This window comes from Amphritea sp., from assembly GCF_050300915.1.
In the GTDB taxonomy this organism is placed as follows: domain Bacteria; phylum Pseudomonadota; class Gammaproteobacteria; order Pseudomonadales; family Balneatricaceae; genus Amphritea.
Map to the genome: position 1 here is coordinate 1 of NZ_JBNKYN010000024.1, position 20,662 is coordinate 20,662.

A 20,662-nucleotide genomic window follows, 5' to 3' on the forward strand; every position below is an offset into this window, starting at 1 on the left:
GACTTTGCATCTACGGTCGATGCTAACGCGATCAGTGTAGGTGGCAACAGCGTTATCGGTGATACCGTTACCGCAGAAAGCCTTACTGTTGCTGGCACAACTGATCTCGGAGCCGACGTTACTACGGTTGCAGCACAGACCTATAACGGTGCAGTTCGCCTTGTTAATGATGTCGCGCTGTCAGCCACAGACGTTAACTTTGGTAGCACCGTTAATGGCAATCACCGTTTGGTGCTGGATGCGGTAGTCAATCTGTCAGGTGATGTAGGTGGCGATGAGCAGTTGAGCGAAGTTGTCTTTATGCAGGCAACCGACCTGGGGGTCGATATTGATGCCGGCATACAGACCTATATGAACAGCCTGAGTCTGAGCAATGATGTCATCCTGAACGGTGATGTAACCGCTCAATCTGTGACTGGTCCATATAACCTGATCGTTACAGGCAGTGGGGATCTGAACGGTGCAGTCACAGTAAACGACCTCTCAGTTAACGGTGATGTCAGCTTTGGATCGACAGTTCAGGCCCGTGCGGTACGCATTGCGGGGAACACCACTATTGCCGATCTTGTTACCGTAGGCAGTCTTGAAATGACTGGCACTGCAGACCTGGGTGCCGATGTTACCACTTCTGGTTCACAGACCTATAACGGCGCTATCACGCTGACGAACGATGTCACCCTGACAGGGACTAGCGTAACCACTACCACAGTTAACGGCGCTCATAACCTGTCGATTAAAGGTGATGCTGACCTGAACGGCGCAGTCGCGGTGAATGATCTGTCCGTGGATGGTAATACTGACTTTGCATCGACGGTCGATGCTAACGCGATCAGTATTACTGGCAACACTATTATTAATGATCTGCTGACGGCGGATAGCCTGAATATCACAGGTAACAGTGACATAGCAGCCAATGTCATCACCTTTGGCACACAAACCTATACCGGCGACATCACCCTGACGCATGATGTAGTGCTGACCGGCACCCGTGTCACCGCTAATGGGGTAGCTGGTTCTCAGAATCTGACAATAATGGGCGATGCCGACCTGAACGGTGCCATCGCGGTAAATGACTTGTCTGTCAGTGGTAATACTGGTTTCGCTTCAACGGTCAATGCCAAAGCGATCAGTGTGGGCGGTAGCAGCGTAATTGAGGATAGCATTAATGCAGAAAGCCTGACCGTCACTGGAACGACTGACCTGGGAGGAGATGTTACTACGGTTGCTGAGCAGACTTATACCGGTGAAGTAAGTCTTATGAGTGATGTTAACCTGACCGGTTCGGTTATTAGTACTGGTGCTATGAGTGGAAACCATAACCTGTCTATTGATGGCATCGCTGATTTCAATAGCACAGTTATGCTGCAGAATCTAGCAATTAGTGGAAATACGCTTTTTGCAGGAGCTATAGATGTCGAAAACGCAATCATGGGTGCTGATGTTGTATTCGGTGCAGAGGTCAATGCACAAAATGTAACGGTTGCGGGTAACGCCGAACTGTTTGGTAATGTAGCAACTGCCGCAACTCAATTATTTGGTGGGGCTGTAAATATAAGTAATGATGTTACCTTATCTGGTTCTGACATCCTCGTTGGGTCAGTGGATGGAGGGCATGCTTTAACGCTCTTAACTAACCGTTTTTCAACAGGTGATATTGGCGTAAATACTGCCCTGACTCATCTTGATATCAATTCTGATTCAGGCTTTAGTCTGCAGCATGTCATGGTTAACGGTGATGTGTTTTTACAATCGAATGGAGATATATCTGGCACTCAGGGAATAGAGATTGCAGGAAGCCTGGTTGTTGACTCGGCTAGAGATGTCAACTTGATGAGCGAATTTAATGACTTCAACACCGTTGATATCAGCGCCAGAAATGCATCATTAAGCGACAGTAATAGTATCATTCTCAATAGTGTACACACTTCAGAAGATCTGACGATTACGTCGGTCGATAGCATTTATGATAACGGTCATATTTCTGTCGCAGGCTTAGGGGTATTCAGGGCTAATAATGAGATTGATTTAGGAAGCTGGGGGGGCAGCGAGGTAACCCGTTTTGGGGCGCTTTCAGTCTCAGGATTGGATCGGGACAGGGCCCGTAAGGTAACTGTGATAGAAGATGATAGCATGCATATTGCGATGGGTAGAGCAGATGATCTGACACTGATCTCTGAACTGGGAAGTATCACCGCTGATGCCGGCTTGACACTGGATGTTCAGAACAACCTTCATCTGGAGGTTCAGGCTGGGCAGAATATTGGCACATCGACTAACCCAATCGATTTCACCTTTACCGGTATTAATGGCGATTACTCAACCTCAACGCTTAGCTTGCTGGGTGATAATGCTTTCATTACTACTCAGGCAAACTTATTAGCCGTACGGCTGAATACCAGTGGCTCCTCAGTTCTGTTTCGCTCGGCTCTGACGGATACTGTTCTATCTGCCAGTATGATTGATTTCCTGAACTATCTATTTGGTGCAGATGAAGCACTCTTTAATGAATTTGTTATTATTTTTGACGTAAATAGCGATGGTATAATGCTTCCAGAAGATCAAAAAGATGACATCTTTGCGTATATCAAAGAGGGAAGTAGACCCGTTGGCTATATTCGTCAGGGAGAAAAATTTAAACAACTCTTTGATCTCTGGCAAAAATACGATACTGTATTTACATTAACCGTGCCACAGCGTGATATGATCGCTGCCGGTTAATGATCTGCCCAGGGATAGGCAACTACTAAAAAGGACTTTTGAAATGCTTCCGATGTTTTACAACCGACTCACCGCAGTCAGCTCTGCCGCACACACTGATCTGAATATTGAACTAAGTGATTACCGGTTTGCCGGGTCAGCTAACATTATCCCGGTGGGGGTTTCTGAGTTTAGTCAGCTGTTATTTCATTACCCCATTGTATTTATAAAAGCGGATACAGGATATTCACCGGTTTCTGTGGTCGGTACTGAAGCTGGGAAAAATCTATTTGTCGATGCTGAGGGGAAGTGGCTAGCCCCTTATCTGCCTGCCTATGTCCGCCGTTACCCTTTTACGGTAGCTTCAGTATCAGAGCAGAGTCGAAGTCTGACCGTCTGTATTGATGAAACCTATTCAGGTTGTAATCGTGAGGGGCGTGGCGATGCCCTGTTCAATGAAGATAAAAGTCAGACGGACTATTTACTCAAGATCAGCGAATTTTTGCAGCAGTTTGAGCTGGATTTCAGACGTAACCGCCTTTTTACTGAAAAACTAGTTGAACTGGATCTGCTTGAGTCGACGGAAGCAACGTTCATTCCTGAAGGTGCAGAGAAAGGGCGGAAGCTGGATGGTTTTTTTGTTATCAATCGCGAACGCTTGAAACAGCTGGATCCAGCTGATGTGCAAGCGCTTCATCAATCGGGTGCGCTGGAACTGATCTATCTGCACCTCGCGTCCCTGACCCGCTTTTCTGCTCTGTTTAACTCAAACCCGTTAACTAGCTGAGCCAACTATGGGAATAATGGAGCAAGACTGGGCAGAAAAGCTCGCCACTTCACCGATCAGTGCATCTGAACCAACTGGCAGGGATATCCAGCATGAGGATATTTATAGTGAGCTGGATGACGAGATTAAGAAAGGTGAAGGGATTGATATTCAGCCGATCGACTGGACGCGCGTTCAGGTGCTTGGTGAAACAATTCTGTGTGAACACTCTAAAGATCTGAGAGTTGCCAGCCGCCTCAGTGTTGCTCTGTATTTCAGAAATGGTTTTGCCGGTCTGGTAAATGGAGTGGCATTGCTGGCCTCTATGCTTGAGGCCGATTACTGGGACAATATTTTTCCAACCCGGGTAAAAAAGCCGAACAAGTTACGCGCCGCAGCGTTTGAATGGCTGGTAAAAAAACTGGAACGACCCTTATCGGAGTTTCAGGTAACGGCCGCTACTGCTAGTGATGTAATTCTTTGTGGTGAACAGTATAAGCGTCTGGAGCTAGCGATTAATGAACGCCTTGGCGATGATGCTCCCTTTCTGTTTGAATTCAAAAATCAACTTAACCGTTTCTGTCAGGACGCAGACTATATTCTGGCTGAACAGGGAAAAAAGTCGCCAGATGCCCCTGTTGATTCTGTTGCAACGTCGCTTGAACATACGTCCATAGCGGCTCCCTCTAAGGCTGTAGCTGAGCGCGTACCAGAGAATCCTCCAGTCACCCAAAGCCATGTGCAAGCGCAACCCGCAGCGCCAATTACAGCGCAGGCACAATCGGTGGCTTCAACGGCTGATATAGAAAAAGCGCTGACAACCAATAACCGGACAGTCGATAAAATCTGTCAGTTGTTGCGAGAGCAACGCATCACAGACCCATACCCATATCACTTGCTGCGTTCCGGTACCTGGATGATTCTGGAAAAGCTCCCGCCCAGTGGTGTACTGCCAAAAATACCTTCAGAAAGCAGAATTCAGGAGTTACAAGCTCTGGAGCAAGCCGGTAACTGGCCGGTGTTGATTCAGGAATGCGAAAAAAGTTATGCCGGTGGTGCTATTTTCTGGCTCGGTCTGCATCGTATGGTCTGTCGGGCATTACAGGAGTTGTCAGCTGTTGAAGCCGCCGAAGCGGTTATCCACAATGTCAGCCATCTGTTGGCACGGTTTCCTGAATTCAGTAAGAGTAAGTTTGCTAATGGCGAAGGGTTTGTTGACCCGTTAACTCAGTCATGGATTGAAAGTGAGCTGAGCTTAACCGGCGAAAGCGATAGTTCTGATTCTCAGCAGGTCAATGCTCCGCTATGGATTTCTGCGTATGGAGAAGCGCAACAAGCTGCACTGAAAGGGCGTTTCGACGAGGGATTAAAACTACTAAGTGACGGTGCTGCTCATGCGAATGGTGAGCGCCAGCGTTGTTTTTGGCAGCTACAACAAGCTCAGTTCTGTTTTGATGCAGGTCATCTGGACGTGGCTATGTCACAGCTGAAAATGCTGCATCAAATGCTGCAGGTAAAAGGTCTGGAGCGATGGGAGCCTGAGCTCTATCTGGATGTAATAAAACTACTGCTAAGCGGCCACAGTCAGAAACAAGTAAAGCAGAAATATACCAAGGAACAGCAGGACGAAGTGGATCAGCTGAAAATGGCCTTGTGCCTGATGGATCCATTGAGCGCGCTGGCTCTATAAATTTTAAGAGGGATGATAACTCATGGCTAAAGATGGATCAGTGGCACCGAAAGAACGGATCAATATTGTTTACAAAGCAGCAACAGGCGATGGCAAACAGGACATTGAGCTGCCAAACAAGATTGTGATGCTGGGTGATTATACGCTGCGCGAAGAGGAGGATGACCTGCAGGATCGCGAACTTATTGATGTCAGTAAGGAGAATTTCTCCGATGTCATGGCGAGTCAGCGTTTAAGCGTGCAGATGACAGTACCAAATAAACTCTCCGGCGAAGAGGATGCTGAAATCTCAGCAGAGCTAACCTTTAATAATTTGCGGGATTTTGAGCCAGAGTCTGTTGTTAAGCAGGTACCTGAGCTGGCGAAACTTCTTGAACTACGTGAAGCTCTCTCATTTCTTAAAGGGCCGCTGGGTAACGTACCTGCATTCCGCAAGCAGATAGAGGAGCTGTTGGGGGATGATGATTCCCGTAAGAAACTGATGGCTGAGCTGGGCATCGAAGAATAGTAACTGCGTCACTGAAGCATAACGGTGAACCACGAAGTAAGGGATTGAACTATGTCAGAACAGGAACAGATAGCCACTCAGGCCGCTGTAGAGTTAACCAGTGAAGGCTCGTTGCTTGATCAGATCATGCAACAAACTAATATGAAAACCGGCGACGAAGCCTATGACGTCGCATCAAAAGGTGTCCAGGCTTTTATTGCAGAGATTCTGAAGTCAGGAGAAAAAAGCGAACGTATCCGCAAGCAGCTGGTCGATGAGATGATTGCATCAATTGATGAGAAACTGAGTCTGCAGGTGGATGAAATTATCCATAATGACTCATTTCAGAAGCTGGAGTCCGCCTGGCGTGGCCTCAAGTTCGTTGTTGATCGCACAGAGTTTCGTGAAAATAACCGGATACAGCTGCTGAATGTGTCTAAAGATGATCTGGCAATGGATTTTGAAGATGCGTCAGATATCACAGAGACAGGGTTGTATAAGAAGGTCTATACGGCAGAGTTTGGGCAGCATGGTGGTGAACCGGTTAGCGCAATGATTGCCAACTATGAGTTCGATCATAGTGCCCCCGATATTAGCTTGCTTCAGAGTGTAGCCAGTGTGGCGACGATGTCCCACGCGCCATTCATTGCGGCAGCGGCCCCACAGTTCTTTGGTGTGGATGATATCCAGAAACTGCCAAACCTGAACGATATCGCATCTATTTTTGAAGGACCTCAATATGCTAAATGGCGGTCTTTCCGTGAAAGCGAAGATGCCCGCAGTATTGGTCTGACCATGCCTCGCTTCCTGCTGCGTCTGCCCTATGACGAGCGCGATAATCCGGTAAAAGCATTCAAATACAATGAAAGTATTTCGGGTGATCATAAAAACTATCTTTGGGGAAATACTTCCTTTTCATTTGCCACCCGGCTAACCGAGAGCTTCTCTAAATATCGCTGGTGTCCAAATATTATCGGACCTCAAAGCGGTGGTGCGGTAGATGACCTGCCGTTACATCACTACGAAGCGATGGGGCAGATTGAAACCAAGATTCCGACAGAGGTGCTGGTATCAGACCGTCGGGAGTTTGAACTTGCGGAAGCGGGCTTTATTCCGTTGACCTTCCGTAAAGGCAGCGATAACGCAGCGTTTTTCTCGGCTAACTCGGTGCAAAAGCCTAAGTTCTTTGGCGTGAGCAAAGAGGGTAAACAGGCCGAAATGAACTATAAGCTCAGTACGCAGCTACCTTATATGTTTATCGTCAACCGACTGGCGCATTACATTAAAGTACTGCAGCGTGAGAATATTGGTAGCTGGAAAGAGCGCAATGATCTGGAAGAGGAACTGAATGTCTGGATTCGTCAGTTTGTTGCCAATCAGGATGGTGCCAGTGCTGATGTACGCAGTAAACGTCCACTGCGGGAAGCCTCTATTGAAGTCTCTGATGTCGAAGGTGAACCGGGTTTCTACAAAGTGTCGCTACATGTCCGTCCTCATTTCAAGTATATGGGGGCTGATTTCACCTTGTCCCTGGTGGGCAAGCTGGATAAGTCCTGATCGATTAACGGTACTTGAAAAACCGCTCTCGTGAGAGAGCGGTAAGGAATACAGGTATGTTGCACTATACCCTTCTGCAGCGCGTAGCGCTGGGGGATGAGGGGGCCAAGCTGTCACTGGATGTTAATGAAGATAAGTTGCGTGAGTCGGTACAGATGCACATGCAGAATATGTTCAATGTACGCCAGGGTAGCGTGACCGCTCTTGATGATTATGGGCTGCCTGACTTCAACGATCTTGATATGAGTAGCGGCTATATGAAGGCCGTGACTGAGATGCGTAAAGCGATCAAGCTGGCGCTGGAAAAATATGAGCCTCGCCTTGACCGGGTCAAAGTTCGTTATCTGCAAAATGATGAAAACCCACTCGACCTTCGTTTCGAAATCAATGCGCATATGGCTATACCGGAAAGCCCTGTGCGGGTGAGATTTCAAACGATGATGGCGAATGACGGCCTGTGTAAGGTAGTCGGTTAACATGGCGTTTAATAAATACTATCAGGATGAGCTTTCCTATCTGCGGGACATGGGGGCGGAGTTCTCTCGCCAGAACCCTGGATTATCCAAGTTCCTCTCAGAAGAGGGAAATGACCCGGATGTTGAGCGCCTATTTGAAGGCGTATCCTTTCTGACCGGGCGGTTGCGGCAGAAACTGGATGACGAACTACCGGAAGTAACCCATGCCCTGCTGGGATTGCTCTGGCCTCACTACCTGCGGCCTTTGCCATCAATGAGTGTGTTGGAGTTTAAGCCCATTGAAAACGCATTAATTGAAGGAAAACGGATTGCTCGGGGTGAGGAAGTACAGTCGGTTGAAGTAGAAAATACCAGCTGCCGGTTTCGTAGTTGCTACGATGTCGATATCTATCCAATCGAACTTCATCAGCTGAGTTCTTCAAATCAGAGTGATGGCGCAACACTGACACTGGATTTTCAATTGGAACCAGGTGCAGCTTCTGAGAACCTGGGGCTGGATAAGTTACGCCTGTTCCTGCATGGGGATCGTGAAATGCACATCAGTCAGGGGCTGTATCTCTGGCTGTTTCGTTATCTGGATAAGCTGGAACTCTGCGTGCAGTTGCGCTCCGGTCAGCAAACTCGGATACAACTGGGAACGAAGGCGATCACTCCGGTGGGTTTTGCGGATGATGAAGCATTGCTGCCCTATACGAATCGTTCATTTAATGGTTATCGCTTGCTGCAGGAATACTTTAGTCTTCCGGAAAAGTTTCTCTTTGTTGATATCAATAACCTGGGCGAGCATCTGCAGATGCCGATGATTGAGTCGTTCAGTCTTAAGTTTACGTTTAATCGTAAGTTTGATTCGCAGCTGAGACTTCAGAAAGGACATGTCCGGTTGCACTGTACTCCGATTATCAACCTGTTCAGTGCCGATGCAGATCCGATACGGGTTGATCATCGTCGACAGGAGTATATGGTCCGCCCCAGTCATGAGAAGCAAGAGCATATAGAGCTCTTCTCTATCGATCATGTCAGCGGCAGCTTACGAGGTCAGAGTAAGCGTTATCATTATCCGGCTTTTGAAAGCTTTGACCATGAGATTCGCAGTGACAGCAACGATAAGCAGGTATTTTTTTCACTCAAGCGACGGTTGTCGACCTTACAGAGTGGCCTGGACAGTTTTATCAGCTTTGTGCATGTTGATAGCCGGGATACGGTCCCCCCGACGGAGACGATCTCGCTGGAATTGACCTGTACCAATCGCAAGTTGCCTGAGGTTTTACGCGCCGGGGATATTATTTATCCAACGGCAGATTCAGTCGAGTTCGCTTCATTTCGCAATATTACCCGGGTTACAAATGCGCTGCAGCCGCCATTGCGGGACGGTTTGCACTGGCAACTGATCTCTCAGATGGCGTTGCACTATCGGTCCTTATCGAGACTGGATTCACTGCGAACGCTGCTGGCCTGTTATGACTTTCGCGCTTTTTTTGATCGTCAGGCTGAGCGCGCCAGTCAGCAGATGCTGGAAGGTATTCAGAGTATTTCTACAGAAACCCGTGACCGGATCATAAAAGGCGTTCCTGTGAGAACTTTGCAGACGAAGCTGCAGCTGAGAGAGAGTAAGTTTGGCGCGAAAGGTATTCAGGGTGAGAGTACGATGTTTTTGTTTGCATCTGTGCTGAACGGTTTTTTCAGTCAGTATGCAAATATTAATGCTCACCATGAACTGGAAGTCGAAGGGCTGGATAACGGAGAGATCTATCGATGGCAGATTCAGAGCGGTCAGCATTTCTTACTTTAAGTAACGAATTGCAGCGGACTGCCCATAGCTTTGAGTTTTTCAAAGCGGTGAATCTGCTGGAGTCTTTACATGAGGGAGCCCCTGTTGGTTATCAGGGGCCGGTAGCGAAAGAAGCAATTCGCTTTAAAGGCCATCCAAGCCTGGCATTTCCGGCGAGTGATATTCAGCATGCGAGTATAAACCGACAAGGCCAGCTGGAGCTGCAGAATAATTTTATTGGCTTGTATGGGCCAGCATCGCCGATGCCTGCGCATGTTACTGAATCGATCATTGCCGAACAGATGCAGATTGAGAATCAGGAGTTAATTGAATATTTCCTGACCTCTGAACAGCAGATCAGAGCGTTGCGGGATCATCGGTTGGATATATCCAAGATGGTGCTGCGCGCTGCTGAGTATAAGCAGCAAATTCGTGCGGGCGTTCTCAGCGTCCGCTCTTTGAGCAATGATGAGCTGGAACAATTGCGCAGTGGCGAGAGCTTACACGAGTTTCTGAGCCTTACAGAACAGACTGGTTTCAGAAACGGGCAGTTAGTTATTCAGGTTTTTGAACAGCCAACCTCCCGTCAGCGGGATTTTCTTGATCTGTTCAATCATCGCCTGACCGCGTTTTTATACCGGGTCTGGCATAAATACAGGCCCGCTTTGCAATATCAGGCGGGTGCTGGAGATGATTTTTCTGAGTGGTTGTTTGCTCTGATGGGTGCTCCTGAAAAGGCGTCCAGGTCGGTGTCAGCAATTAATTGGCCCCGGTTACTCGGTTTTTCCGGCCTGATTGCGATGCAGGGAAATTCAGCCAGTGTTCTGCGTCAGATCGTCAGTGGTTATTTTAATAATATACCGGTGCAGATTATTGAACACGTTGAGCGCTGGGCATCGGTACCTGATGAGCAAAAGAATCGTTTAGGCCAGGGGCCGAGTCTATTGGGTGAAGATATTACCCTGGGAAGCCGGGTAAAAGATTTTAATAGCAAGTTTATAGTGCAGTTAGGGCCGATGGCATACTCGCATTTTGCAGACTTTCTGCCCAGTGGGAAGCATTATGCGGCCCTTAAAGAGATGATTCTGATGTTAATGCCAGAACAGCTCTGCTTTGATATTGAACTGGTTTTACAGGGCGATCAGGTTCCAGAATCAAGACTGGGACGCGACGGTAGTTGTTATCTTGGCTGGTCTGGCTGGCTTGGGAATCCAAACACTGATGATCGTAATGTAATACTGCATGGTATTGGTTAACTGGTTCAGGCGTTAGAGTTCTGAACTGCAACAGGGACGTTAAAGATGGAAAAGATTCAGCTTAAATCATTGGTTGAGCGGCTTAATAGCAACTGCACCCGAGCACTTGAGGCTGCCGCAGGCCTCTGTGTGTCGCAGGCAGGGTACGAGGTCAGTGTTGATCACTATCTGATGAAGCTGCTAGAAGAGGAAAATGATCTGGCGCGGATTCTGGTGCACTACGACATCAATGTGGTTAACTTTGTCAAACGCATTCAGCACGGCATCGAACTGGATAAAAAAGGTAATCAGGGTAAGCCGGTCTTTTCTCAGACTTTAGTTGGGCTGCTGGAAGATGCCTGGCTGATTGCCTCTCTGGAACTGGGGGCACCTGAGGTTCGTAGCGGGCATCTGGTGATGGCGATATTAGCGAACCAACGGCGTCACGGAATGGCCAGCTATGTTGATGATCTCAATACCGTGCCCTACGATGATCTTAAAACACATTATCAGGCGGTGACTGAAGGCTCCTGCGAAGTTCGTCATGCCTCGAAAGGCGCTGTTGCCAGTGCCGTTGCTGACGCGGACCTGAGTATTCTGGAAAAATACTGTAGCAATATCACCGCTAAAGCCCGGGCTGGAGACATCGATCCGGTGTTCTGTCGTGATGTTGAAATTCGTCAGATGATCGATATTCTGGGGCGGCGACGCAAGAACAATCCTATCTGTGTTGGTGATGCCGGTGTAGGTAAAAGTGCAGTGGTTGAAGGTTTAGCCCTGAAAATTGCTCAGGGTGATGTTCCTGACGTACTGCTGGGCGTTGAACTCTACGGTCTTGATCTTGGCTTGTTACAAGCCGGTGCCAGCGTTAAAGGTGAGTTTGAAAATCGTCTTAATGGTGTGATTAATGCGATTAAATCATCGCCTAAACCGATTATTCTGTTTATTGATGAAGCGCATACACTGATTGGTGCTGGCGGTGCCGCCGGCAGTGGCGATGCGGCAAACCTGCTGAAGCCTGCGCTGGCCAGAGGGGAGCTGCGCACCGTTGCCGCGACAACCTGGTCTGAATATAAAAAGTATTTTGAGAAGGACCCTGCGCTGGTAAGGCGTTTTCAACTGGTCAAGCTGGATGAACCTACGGTCGAACAGGCCGTCATTATTATTCGCGGACTGCGTCAGACTTATGAAGCGGCCCACGGTGTTTATGTCAGGGATGATGCGGTTGAAGCGGCGGCTAAACTCTCATCCCGTTATATTTCAGGGCGACAGCTGCCGGATAAAGCCGTTGACGTTCTCGACACTGCTGCGGCACGGGTGAAGATTAGTATAACTGCCAAGCCGGACGCGATTGATGATCTTGAGCGCATGATACAAACGCTGGAACGTGAGTTGCAGGCACTATCACGTGATATATCCAGTGATGTTTTGGCTGATGAGGGGCAGTTAACGGCGTTAGAGCAGCAGATTAGTAATCATCAGGCTGAACTGGAAATACTGATGATTCAGTGGCAATCAGAACAGGAACTGGTCAACAGTATCGTGCAGTTACGTCAGACCTTGGCTCAGCATCGGGAGCGGGCGGGTGATGCTGAAGAGGACTGTGTCGAACAGCAAGGTGCTGAACAGTCACTGCGTCAGGAGATCAGTGAAAGAGTCGCTGCACTGAATGAGCTGCAACAGGACAATCCGCTGATTCACTATGAAGTGTCACCCGATGTTGTCGGACGGGTGATTGCCGACTGGACCGGTATCCCACTGGGTAAAATGGTGCGTGACGAAGCGCAGAGTGTGCTGAGCTTTAATCAGCAACTGCAACAGAGGATCAAAGGGCAGAATCACGCCATTGATGCAATTGATCAGGGGGTTCGGGCAGCAAAAGCCGGGGTGAATAACCCGGAAACGCCGATGGGCGTATTTCTGTTCGTTGGTCCCAGCGGTGTGGGTAAAACAGAAGCCGCTATCGGGGTTGCCGACCAGCTGTTTGGTGGAGAGCGCTTTCTGACTTCAATTAACATGTCTGAATTCCAGGAGAAACACTCAGTATCTCGTCTGATCGGCTCGCCACCCGGTTATGTGGGTTATGGCGAAGGTGGATTACTGACCGAAGCGGTCCGGCAAAAACCCTACTCTGTGGTATTGCTGGATGAAGTGGAAAAAGCTGACCTGGAGGTACTGAACCTGTTTTATCAGGTGTTCGATAAAGGGATGTTGTCGGATGGTGAAGGTCAGTTGGTTAATTTCCGCAATACCATTGTGTTTCTTACCTCAAATCTGGCTACCGATATCATTACGGATATGTGTGCTGATGGGGAGCGTCCCTCAAAAGAGGCGTTAACCGAAGCGATTCGTCCGGTGCTCAGCGCGCATTTCAAACCGGCGTTACTGGCACGGATGCAGATTGTGCCGTTCTATCCCATCGCCGCCGAAGTGATGGGCGATATTGTCCGTATCAAATTGAACAAGCTGGTACAACGTTTAGCCAGCAGTCAGAAGCTGGCACTGCATTACAGCGATCAGGTGGTTGAGATCATTGCGCTGCGTTGTACAGAAGTGGAAACCGGGGCCCGGAACATCGATCATATTCTCAATGGCACTCTGCTGCCACAGATAGCCACTGAAGTGTTAGAACGGATGGCGGATGAAACCCGTTACACCAGCCTGTTGCTTGATATCGATGATACAGGGGGCTTCCGTCTGACGTTTGGCAATGACTATGATCCGCCAATGGTTGCAAACGAAGCGCAAATACCAACGGCTATTGAAGCAGATGATACTGTAGTGTCCGCACATGATTGAACAGAGTATCGAAGACTCCCTGCTGGCGTTAGAAGAGCTGGTACAGATCAATCTCAGTATCACCCGGGAGAAAGATCTGCATCTGCTGCTGGATAAAATCCTCACGGCGGCACGTAAACTGACAGCAGCTGAAGCCGGGTGCATATACATTCTTGATAGAACCAAACGGTATCTGCATCCGGAAGTGATTCAGGGCGATTATCTGCAGAACAGTGTTGTGCCACTGCATAAGGTCGACCTGAGACCGGATCGTCGGCCCAATATGGAAGCGATTACGGCATATACAGCGCTTTCCGGGCAGATTGTTAATATCAGCGATGTATATACCTACAGCGGATTTAATTTTGACGACCTGTATCATCGGGATCGTCTGAGCGGCATCCGCACTCGTTCGCTGCTGGTGATTCCGCTGACAGACTATGAAGGTGTTAGTCTGGGGGTGATGCAACTGTTTAATCGTCGGGTAAGTGAGAAGGGCGAGGTGGAAGCGTTTCCAGCAAAACTGGAAGCCTTTGTCCGGGCCTTTGCAGTTCAGGCTGTGGTGGTGGCAGAAAACACCCGCTTACTGGTGGAGAATCGAAACCTGATTGTGCAACTGGATGAAACCAACCAGGTGCTGCAGATCGAAAACGAAGCGTTGCGTAACCGCATGAGCGGTAAACTGATGGTCGATGAGATCATCGGACAATCGGCGGCGATGAAGAAAGTCTTCAGCCTGATTGAAAAGATTGCGGACTCAACGGCAACCGCGTTGATTCAAGGCGAAACCGGGACCGGCAAAGAGCTGATCGCAGCCTGTGTTCATCGTAACGGGCCTCACCGTGACGGGCCGTTTATCGCGCAAAACTGTGCGGCCTTGCCGGAAGATCTGCTCGAAAGCGAACTTTTTGGTTACCGCAAAGGCGCGTTTAGTGGTGCGACCAACCATAAAAAAGGGCTGATTGAAGCGGCAGAGGGCGGCACTCTGTTTCTCGACGAGATAGGCGATATGCCACTTAAACTTCAGGCGAAAATATTACGGGTGTTACAGGAGCGGGAAGTCAGGCCACTGGGTTCACTGGAAAGTATTCCTGTGAATATCCGCGTGTTGGCAGCAACCCATCAGGACCTGCCAAAACTGATAGAACAGGGCCGTTTCAGAGAGGATCTGTTTTACCGCCTCAATGTTTTTCCCATCGAACTGCCTCCTTTGAGAGAACGTCGGGATGATATACCTGCACTGGTGCATCATTTTATCTGTCAGTTTTCCCAGCAATATGGCAAACCTATAAGCGGTATAAAGCCTCAGGTATTTGATCTGATCCTGAGTCTGCCACTGCCGGGTAATATCCGTGAGCTACGCAACATCGTCGAGCGCGCAGTGTTGCTGGCAGATCAGGAGGGCGTGATAGAACCCCAACATCTGACCGGATATGAAACCCATGAGGTTCCGGTAACCCCGTTAGAACAGGAGCTGGAAAACGGCGCCAGCCTGAAAGATATCATGGGGCGGCTGGAAGCCCGGGTAATCGCCCGTCACTTGCAACGCCATAATGGCAACCAGACCCGCACAGCCGATGCCCTGGGTGTTTCCCGTCGTTCACTGGTGGAAAAGCTGGGACGCTATGATCTACGGGAAAAAAACTGTGAGCTTAACTAATGGCACACGCTTTGCTTTGATTGTTAAAAGATATGGAAGCCCTCGTAGTGTTGATGCTGCGAATCTATTTATACAAGGGACTGAATTATGGTGTTTTTAAAGGCGAATGAAGAACGTTTTTTCTTTGAGGTTGAGAATTCTATTGAAGAATTTCATCTGGCTCACCTTACGGGTGCCGAAGAGATCTCCTCATTGTATCATTTTGAGATTGAGGTGGTTTCTGATGATGCAGATATTGATATTAGCGCTTTAGTAGGTAAGTCTGCTGTCGTTACGATAATGGATCAGGGCGGTCTTGAGAATGAGTATATAGATGAACAGTGTCGATTTATTCATGGGCTTATTGCAGAGATAAAACTGGGTGCTCAAGGTGTTAGTCAGAGTACTTATCATATAGTTCTGGTGCCCAAAGTATGGATTCTACAGCACAGAAAAAATAGCCGAATATTTCAACAGCAGGATATTAAATCGATTATATCTAAAGTGTTGGTTGATGGTGGAATAGAAAATGGTGAATTTCGTTTTGAGCTTAGTAAGACGTACCCTGAGTATGACTACTGTGTTCAGTACAGAGAGACAGACTTAGGGTTTATCCAAAGACTGTTAGTAGAAGAAGGTGTCCATTACTATTTTGAACATACAGATGAAAAACATGTATTAGTGTTTAGTGACACTTCACGCGTTAACCCAGTAATAATTGGAGAGGCTGAGATTAACTGTTACCACGATGGCCAGGGAGCTATTCGTGAGCAACATATCTTTTCATTTTCTTACAGTGAATCAATTGTATCGGGGAAGGTCACCTTAAGAGATTTTGACTTTAGGAAGCCAAATCTAAAGTTAGAAGCATTTGAAAAGTCTACACTAGATACTGCACTTGAGGTTTATGATCACCCTGGTCGTTTTTATAGTTCTGAGAGAGGCCGTAATAACGCGACTATTCGCTTAGAGTCTTTAAATAGTTATCGTAAGTCTGCCCAGGGAAGTAGTGATGTTAATCGCTTAACACCTGGTTATAGCTACACCCTGAGAGGGCATGATCGAGATGACTTGAATGTTGAGTATTTAATCGCGCGGGTTGAGCATTTTTGTTCTCAGCCTCAAGTGCTAGAAGCCGGAGCAACAACAGAAGGGTCTAAGTACAGTAATAAATTTATCTGTGTTCCACTTGACGTTTCTTTCCGTCCCTCAACTGATATTCATTATCCTGTAGTTGAAGGAAGTCAGACGGCGACAGTTACAGGCCCTGAAGGTGAAGAGATTTATACTGACGAACATGGACGAATTAAAGTTCAGTTTCATTGGGACAGGGAAGGGAAAAGTGATCAGGATAGCTCCTGCTGGATCCGTGTTAGCCAACCTTCTGCTGGCGGTGCCTTCGGTGGAATGTTCATTCCCAGAATTGGCGAAGAAGTAGTTGTCGACTTTTTAGAAGGAGACCCTGATCAGCCATTGATTATCGGCCGTGTTTATCACGGATTGAATCGCCCTCCTTATAAACTTCCTGAAAATAAGACGATTAGCACGCTAAAAAGCAATTCAAGTAAGGGAGGAGGAGGATTCAACGAGCTTCGTTTTGAAGATAAAAAGGGCGAAGAGCAACTTTTTATACACTCAGAAAAAGATACTGATATCAGAACTAAGAATATTCGTCGAGAGTGGGTAGGCAATAATCGTCATTTGATAGTCGAGAATGATCGCTATGCAGAGATCCGGAATAATGACCATACAACCGTCATTGCCGATCAGCATATTAAAGTGGAAGGTGATAGCCATTTTACATTTGTAGGTGACCATTTTCAGAAAACTGAATCCAGTGAAAACTATGTGGTTGCTGCAGATCGTATTTCTGAGATTGGAGCAAATGATAACCTTAAGGTTAGTTCTAATATTAATCATGAAACTGGCAGTAAATATTCGATAAAAGCAGGCAATCAAATCCATATTAATGCGGGAACAAGCATTCATTTAGAAGCGGGTGGCTCCAAGATACATATTGGACCTGGTGGTATCTCTATTAGCGGGCCGGCTATTAACCTTAACAGCGGCGGTGCTCCAGGCGCTTCACCTGTTAAGCCTGCAAAAGTGAGTCAGGCTGTATTGCCGAATAAGCCTTTAGAGGCCCTGAATAGTGTTGTTGGTCGGGTTACTACGACAGTCAATAAGTCCAGCATACAACAACCTAAAGATTTTAGTCCACAAGCGAAAGCGATGATATATGCAGCTAAAGCGGGCACTCCTTTTTGCCAGCAATGTGAAGACGCGAAGAAATCCTGATGCAGCACCGAGTGGATTTACAAATAGATATTGAGCAGTTTCAAAATGAACTATTCAATGAACTGGATCTAAAAACGTATGCGGTGATTGATGGTGCTCAAGTAAGTGAGTTGCAAGCGAAGTTATCTGCCAGCAAACATAGCTACGTCTGTTTATGGAGTGGTGAGTTAGATAGCGATCTAAAGCAGGTAGCTCCATATTTAGTACAGTTAAAACGTGATAGTAATTTTACGCTTTGGTTGTTAGAAAATGGCTGGGCAAACAATTGGAATATTTTTGTCTCGGCAAAATCGTCAATAAAAATGGTTCGTAAACATTTGAGAAAATTTCTTACAGTTGTTACTGATGATGGAGAGACGCTTATATTTCGATTTTATGACCCTCGGATTATGAAAGCCTTTATGCGTAATATTGATGGACAGCAGAGTCAGCAATTATTTCAGGATATCGTCGCATTCCGGTATGAGAACCCACTGGAAAGAGAACTGGTAAGTGTCAAAAAGATTAGTGATGAATTGATATTTCGCCAGGTCGCAATGAATTAGGCGAGCTTAAGTTGATTAACTTATAGCGTATGGGTTAGAGGCAGAATAGATGCTAAAAATATCGGAATTACAAAGTAAAGAACTAAGTGAAGCGAGCTACCTTCACCGGATGCGCAAATATCTTTATGATAGTTTCCCTGAAGCACGGGATGTACCGGTCGATGACATGGAAACAGCGATTACTGCCCTTACAAATAGAGCAGCAATCTACAACTTAACCCAAGAAACAGATGTCGCGGCATTCATTGTTACCGCTTGGTTGATGGGATTAGATTTTGATCAAAAATTCACTGTTGTGGGTAATGTATTAGCAAATTTTGATCTACCCAGTTATGAAAAGACAGAATTTTTATGGGAGTTCATTGAGAAGAGTTTTGCAACGCTAAAGGGGTAACGAAATGGAGTTCGGTACGAGTTTTTATCAGGTATACAATGATGCAAGTGAGTCAGCTAAAGCTGCTTTTGATGAAATAGCAGGGGTGGTAGATGATATTAGTGAGCAGTTAGTTACCACTGCTGAGGATGCAGGAGAAAAGCTGTTAGATGCGGCAAATTACGCCGCAGATAAAACGCTAAATGCAGCAAACTATGCTGTTGATAAAACCGTAGATGCTGCTAAATATGCCGCAGATAAAGCTATTGATGCTGCTGAATATGCCCGTGATAAAAGCATTGCAGCGGGTCGATATGTAAAACAAACTGCGATAAAAACCGCCGATGCTGTTCAACAAAAAGTCGTTCAGGCTAAAGATTCCGTTGAAAGTTATCTGGGCCCTCAGCCTGCAGGAAGTAAGATTGTTTTTTGCCCCAACCGTACAAAAGCAGAGCGAGTGAGATATCGGCAAAATAAGATCGATCAGTCAAATGCAAAACTGGCAAATATGCCCGAAGGGCCTGCTAAAGATGCATTGGAGAAAGCAACTGAACGTTTTGAATTCAATAATGTAGCGGTTGAACGGGCTCGATTAGCAGATAGTGCTTATAGTATTGGTCAAGATCCCCCGCCAGAAGGTTGGATAAGGCCTAGTAGAGAAGAAATTCAAGCATTAGGACTTAACTTAGACGATTTTCCTCAGTATAAACCAGACTTTGTGCCATCTGAGCATAAAGATGGTTATTTTGCGGAACTCTACAAAACGGATCCTTCAGTTTATGGTGAGGAACGTTATGTCTTAGCTTACAGAGGTACTCAGGGCGCTACAGATTGGGAGACAAATGCAAAACAGGGATTTGGGGAAGAAACGGAGCATTATGATAATGCTATCAAACTCGCGATTAAGTCTAAGAAAATTTTAGGTGACAAATTGGAGTTGACTGGACATTCTCTAGGCGGCGGAATGGCAACTGCTGCGGGTATTGTGAGTGGTGCTAAGACGTATGCATATAATCCAGCAGGAGTTCATCCTGCTACACTGGAAAGAAAAGGGGATTTTTCACGTTCTGGTGCGTTCAATACAGTCAATGGAAAACCGTTAGTCGATAATGTGGTGGTTCCTGGTGAACTATTAACGGCGCTCCAGAATCCGACAGTCCAGCGCACTACATTGGCCGGAGGGGTCGGGGCCTCAACTGCTATTTCACCTTATGCAGGGGCGCTGGTTGCTAGTGGTGCGACCTCTACACGTGCTTTTCAGGAAGAGGGGGTTATTAGCTATGGAATGGCGGGCAAGCGACATGACGTGCCTTTATTAGGAAATGCGGCAGAGGTGGCCGATGCAACGTCTAAAGGTCAGTCAATCCAGGGGATGACTCCTTCAAAAGCGGGCGACATAAATGCCGCTCTAAACCCGGTTAAGAAAGTCGATATGCATAGCATGCATTCGGTAATCGCGGGTATTGAACAGCAGAAAGCCGATGACTTGGGGCAAATTGAAAGGAATACTTAGTGAAACTATCAACCGATAGATTATTAATTAAAGGAAGCCTGGTAATGTTGTTATCAATATTAAGCTTGCTGGGCTGTACAAAGGAAAAAAATATGAACGTAGGCGAGTACACTGCTTTTTTTGACTCCCCGGCTGAGAAAAAACTTATAGCTGCTGTATTTGAGGATAAACGTGATGCTGTTGCCAAGCTTATTTCGGAAGGTGTAAACCCTAATATGGTAGGGAAGTATGAATACACACCATTAAGGGCTGCGATTAAAGCTGAACATTCTGAAATGTTAAAGCTTTTATTGGAGCAGGGGGCGGATGCTAATTTCATCACATCAGGAGCGAGTACCGCTGGTTATTGGGCTGCGATGAATGAGGATCCCGTCTATCTAAAATTACTACTCGATGCAGGAATGGATCCGAATATTAAAAATGGAAAGACACCAATCATCTTCGAAACAATATCCGGTTCACGTTGGAAACACTATGACATGCTAGTGGCCCACGGTGCGGATCACTTGCACACTAAAGCTGGAGATGACTCTACGGTTGCTCTGTATTTAGCGATGCAATCAGAGGATGAGCGTTTGAAACAGCTGATATTGCAAGGCGCTGATGTAGAAACACCCACGAAAGGGGGCTTAACGGTGGTTGAAGTATTGTCTGATTTCCAGAAGCGCTTTAGTGGTAATCCAAAGCACCCTGCTTATATAGCAAGGGTCGAGTTGTTGGAAATGCTGAGAGAAAAAGGGCTCGAAATTCCAGATGGTCTCCCGGGTGTAAGTTATCCTGAAGAGTAATTGGGTTAATTCAAACTATAGGTAAAGCAGCAGTTCGTCATAGATAAATTTA

The 20,662-nt window shown here is 47.0% G+C and carries 15 protein-coding genes; all 15 read left to right on the plus strand.

Annotated elements, in window-relative coordinates; all coding sequences use genetic code 11:
• Positions 1-2,718 (plus strand): beta strand repeat-containing protein (locus ACQY8X_RS08445; protein ID WP_428034711.1); only part of this gene is annotated, 2,718 nt, incomplete at its 5' end.
• A 43-nt stretch (positions 2,719-2,761) separates the two neighbouring features.
• Positions 2,762-3,484, plus strand: a complete 723-nt coding sequence (locus tag ACQY8X_RS08450) for a SapC family protein (RefSeq protein WP_428034712.1) — start codon at positions 2,762-2,764, stop codon at positions 3,482-3,484.
• A gap of 16 nt (positions 3,485-3,500) precedes the next feature.
• Positions 3,501-5,153: a type VI secretion system protein TssA gene (tssA, locus tag ACQY8X_RS08455; RefSeq protein ID WP_428034713.1), complete on the plus strand. Its 1,653-nt coding sequence runs from the start codon at positions 3,501-3,503 to the stop codon at positions 5,151-5,153.
• 22 nt (positions 5,154-5,175) lie between these two features.
• Complete coding sequence (tssB, locus tag ACQY8X_RS08460; protein WP_428034714.1) at positions 5,176-5,661, plus strand: type VI secretion system contractile sheath small subunit; 486 nt, start codon at positions 5,176-5,178, stop codon at positions 5,659-5,661.
• A 51-nt stretch (positions 5,662-5,712) separates the two neighbouring features.
• A complete protein-coding gene (tssC, locus tag ACQY8X_RS08465) occupies positions 5,713-7,197 on the plus strand; it encodes a type VI secretion system contractile sheath large subunit (RefSeq protein ID WP_428034715.1) in 1,485 nt (494 codons plus the stop codon).
• Positions 7,198-7,253: 56 nt separating this feature from the next.
• The gene (gene tssE / locus ACQY8X_RS08470; RefSeq protein ID WP_428034716.1) at positions 7,254-7,673 is read left to right on the plus strand and encodes a type VI secretion system baseplate subunit TssE; all 420 of its coding nucleotides are present in this window, start codon (positions 7,254-7,256) and stop codon (positions 7,671-7,673) included.
• A gap of 1 nt (position 7,674) precedes the next feature.
• On the plus strand, positions 7,675-9,462 hold the full coding sequence (gene tssF, locus ACQY8X_RS08475; protein ID WP_428034717.1) for a type VI secretion system baseplate subunit TssF: 1,788 nt from the start codon (positions 7,675-7,677) through the stop codon (positions 9,460-9,462).
• Complete coding sequence (gene tssG, locus ACQY8X_RS08480; RefSeq protein ID WP_428034718.1) at positions 9,426-10,697, plus strand: type VI secretion system baseplate subunit TssG; 1,272 nt, start codon at positions 9,426-9,428, stop codon at positions 10,695-10,697. The genes tssF and tssG overlap by 37 nt, the downstream gene beginning before the upstream one ends.
• A gap of 45 nt (positions 10,698-10,742) precedes the next feature.
• Entirely contained in the window at positions 10,743-13,475 is a 2,733-nt protein-coding gene (tssH, locus tag ACQY8X_RS08485; RefSeq protein WP_428034719.1) for a type VI secretion system ATPase TssH, read from the plus strand.
• Positions 13,468-15,114, plus strand: a complete 1,647-nt coding sequence (locus ACQY8X_RS08490) for a sigma 54-interacting transcriptional regulator (RefSeq protein ID WP_428034720.1) — start codon at positions 13,468-13,470, stop codon at positions 15,112-15,114. Before tssH ends, ACQY8X_RS08490 begins: the two co-directional genes overlap by 8 nt.
• Positions 15,115-15,201: 87 nt before the next feature.
• Positions 15,202-17,391, plus strand: coding sequence for a type VI secretion system Vgr family protein (locus ACQY8X_RS08495; protein ID WP_428034721.1), 2,190 nt, complete (start codon positions 15,202-15,204; stop codon positions 17,389-17,391).
• A complete protein-coding gene (locus tag ACQY8X_RS08500; protein ID WP_428034722.1) occupies positions 17,391-17,936 on the plus strand; it encodes a DUF4123 domain-containing protein in 546 nt (181 codons plus the stop codon). Before ACQY8X_RS08495 ends, ACQY8X_RS08500 begins: the two co-directional genes overlap by 1 nt.
• A 49-nt stretch (positions 17,937-17,985) precedes the next feature.
• Complete coding sequence (locus ACQY8X_RS08505; protein WP_428034723.1) at positions 17,986-18,330, plus strand: hypothetical protein; 345 nt, start codon at positions 17,986-17,988, stop codon at positions 18,328-18,330.
• Between the two features lie 4 nt (positions 18,331-18,334).
• Positions 18,335-19,822: a hypothetical protein gene (locus tag ACQY8X_RS08510; protein ID WP_428034724.1), complete on the plus strand. Its 1,488-nt coding sequence runs from the start codon at positions 18,335-18,337 to the stop codon at positions 19,820-19,822.
• Positions 19,822-20,610, plus strand: coding sequence for an ankyrin repeat domain-containing protein (locus ACQY8X_RS08515; protein ID WP_428034725.1), 789 nt, complete (start codon positions 19,822-19,824; stop codon positions 20,608-20,610). Before ACQY8X_RS08510 ends, ACQY8X_RS08515 begins: the two co-directional genes overlap by 1 nt.
• The last annotated feature ends 52 nt before the right edge of the window (positions 20,611-20,662 follow it).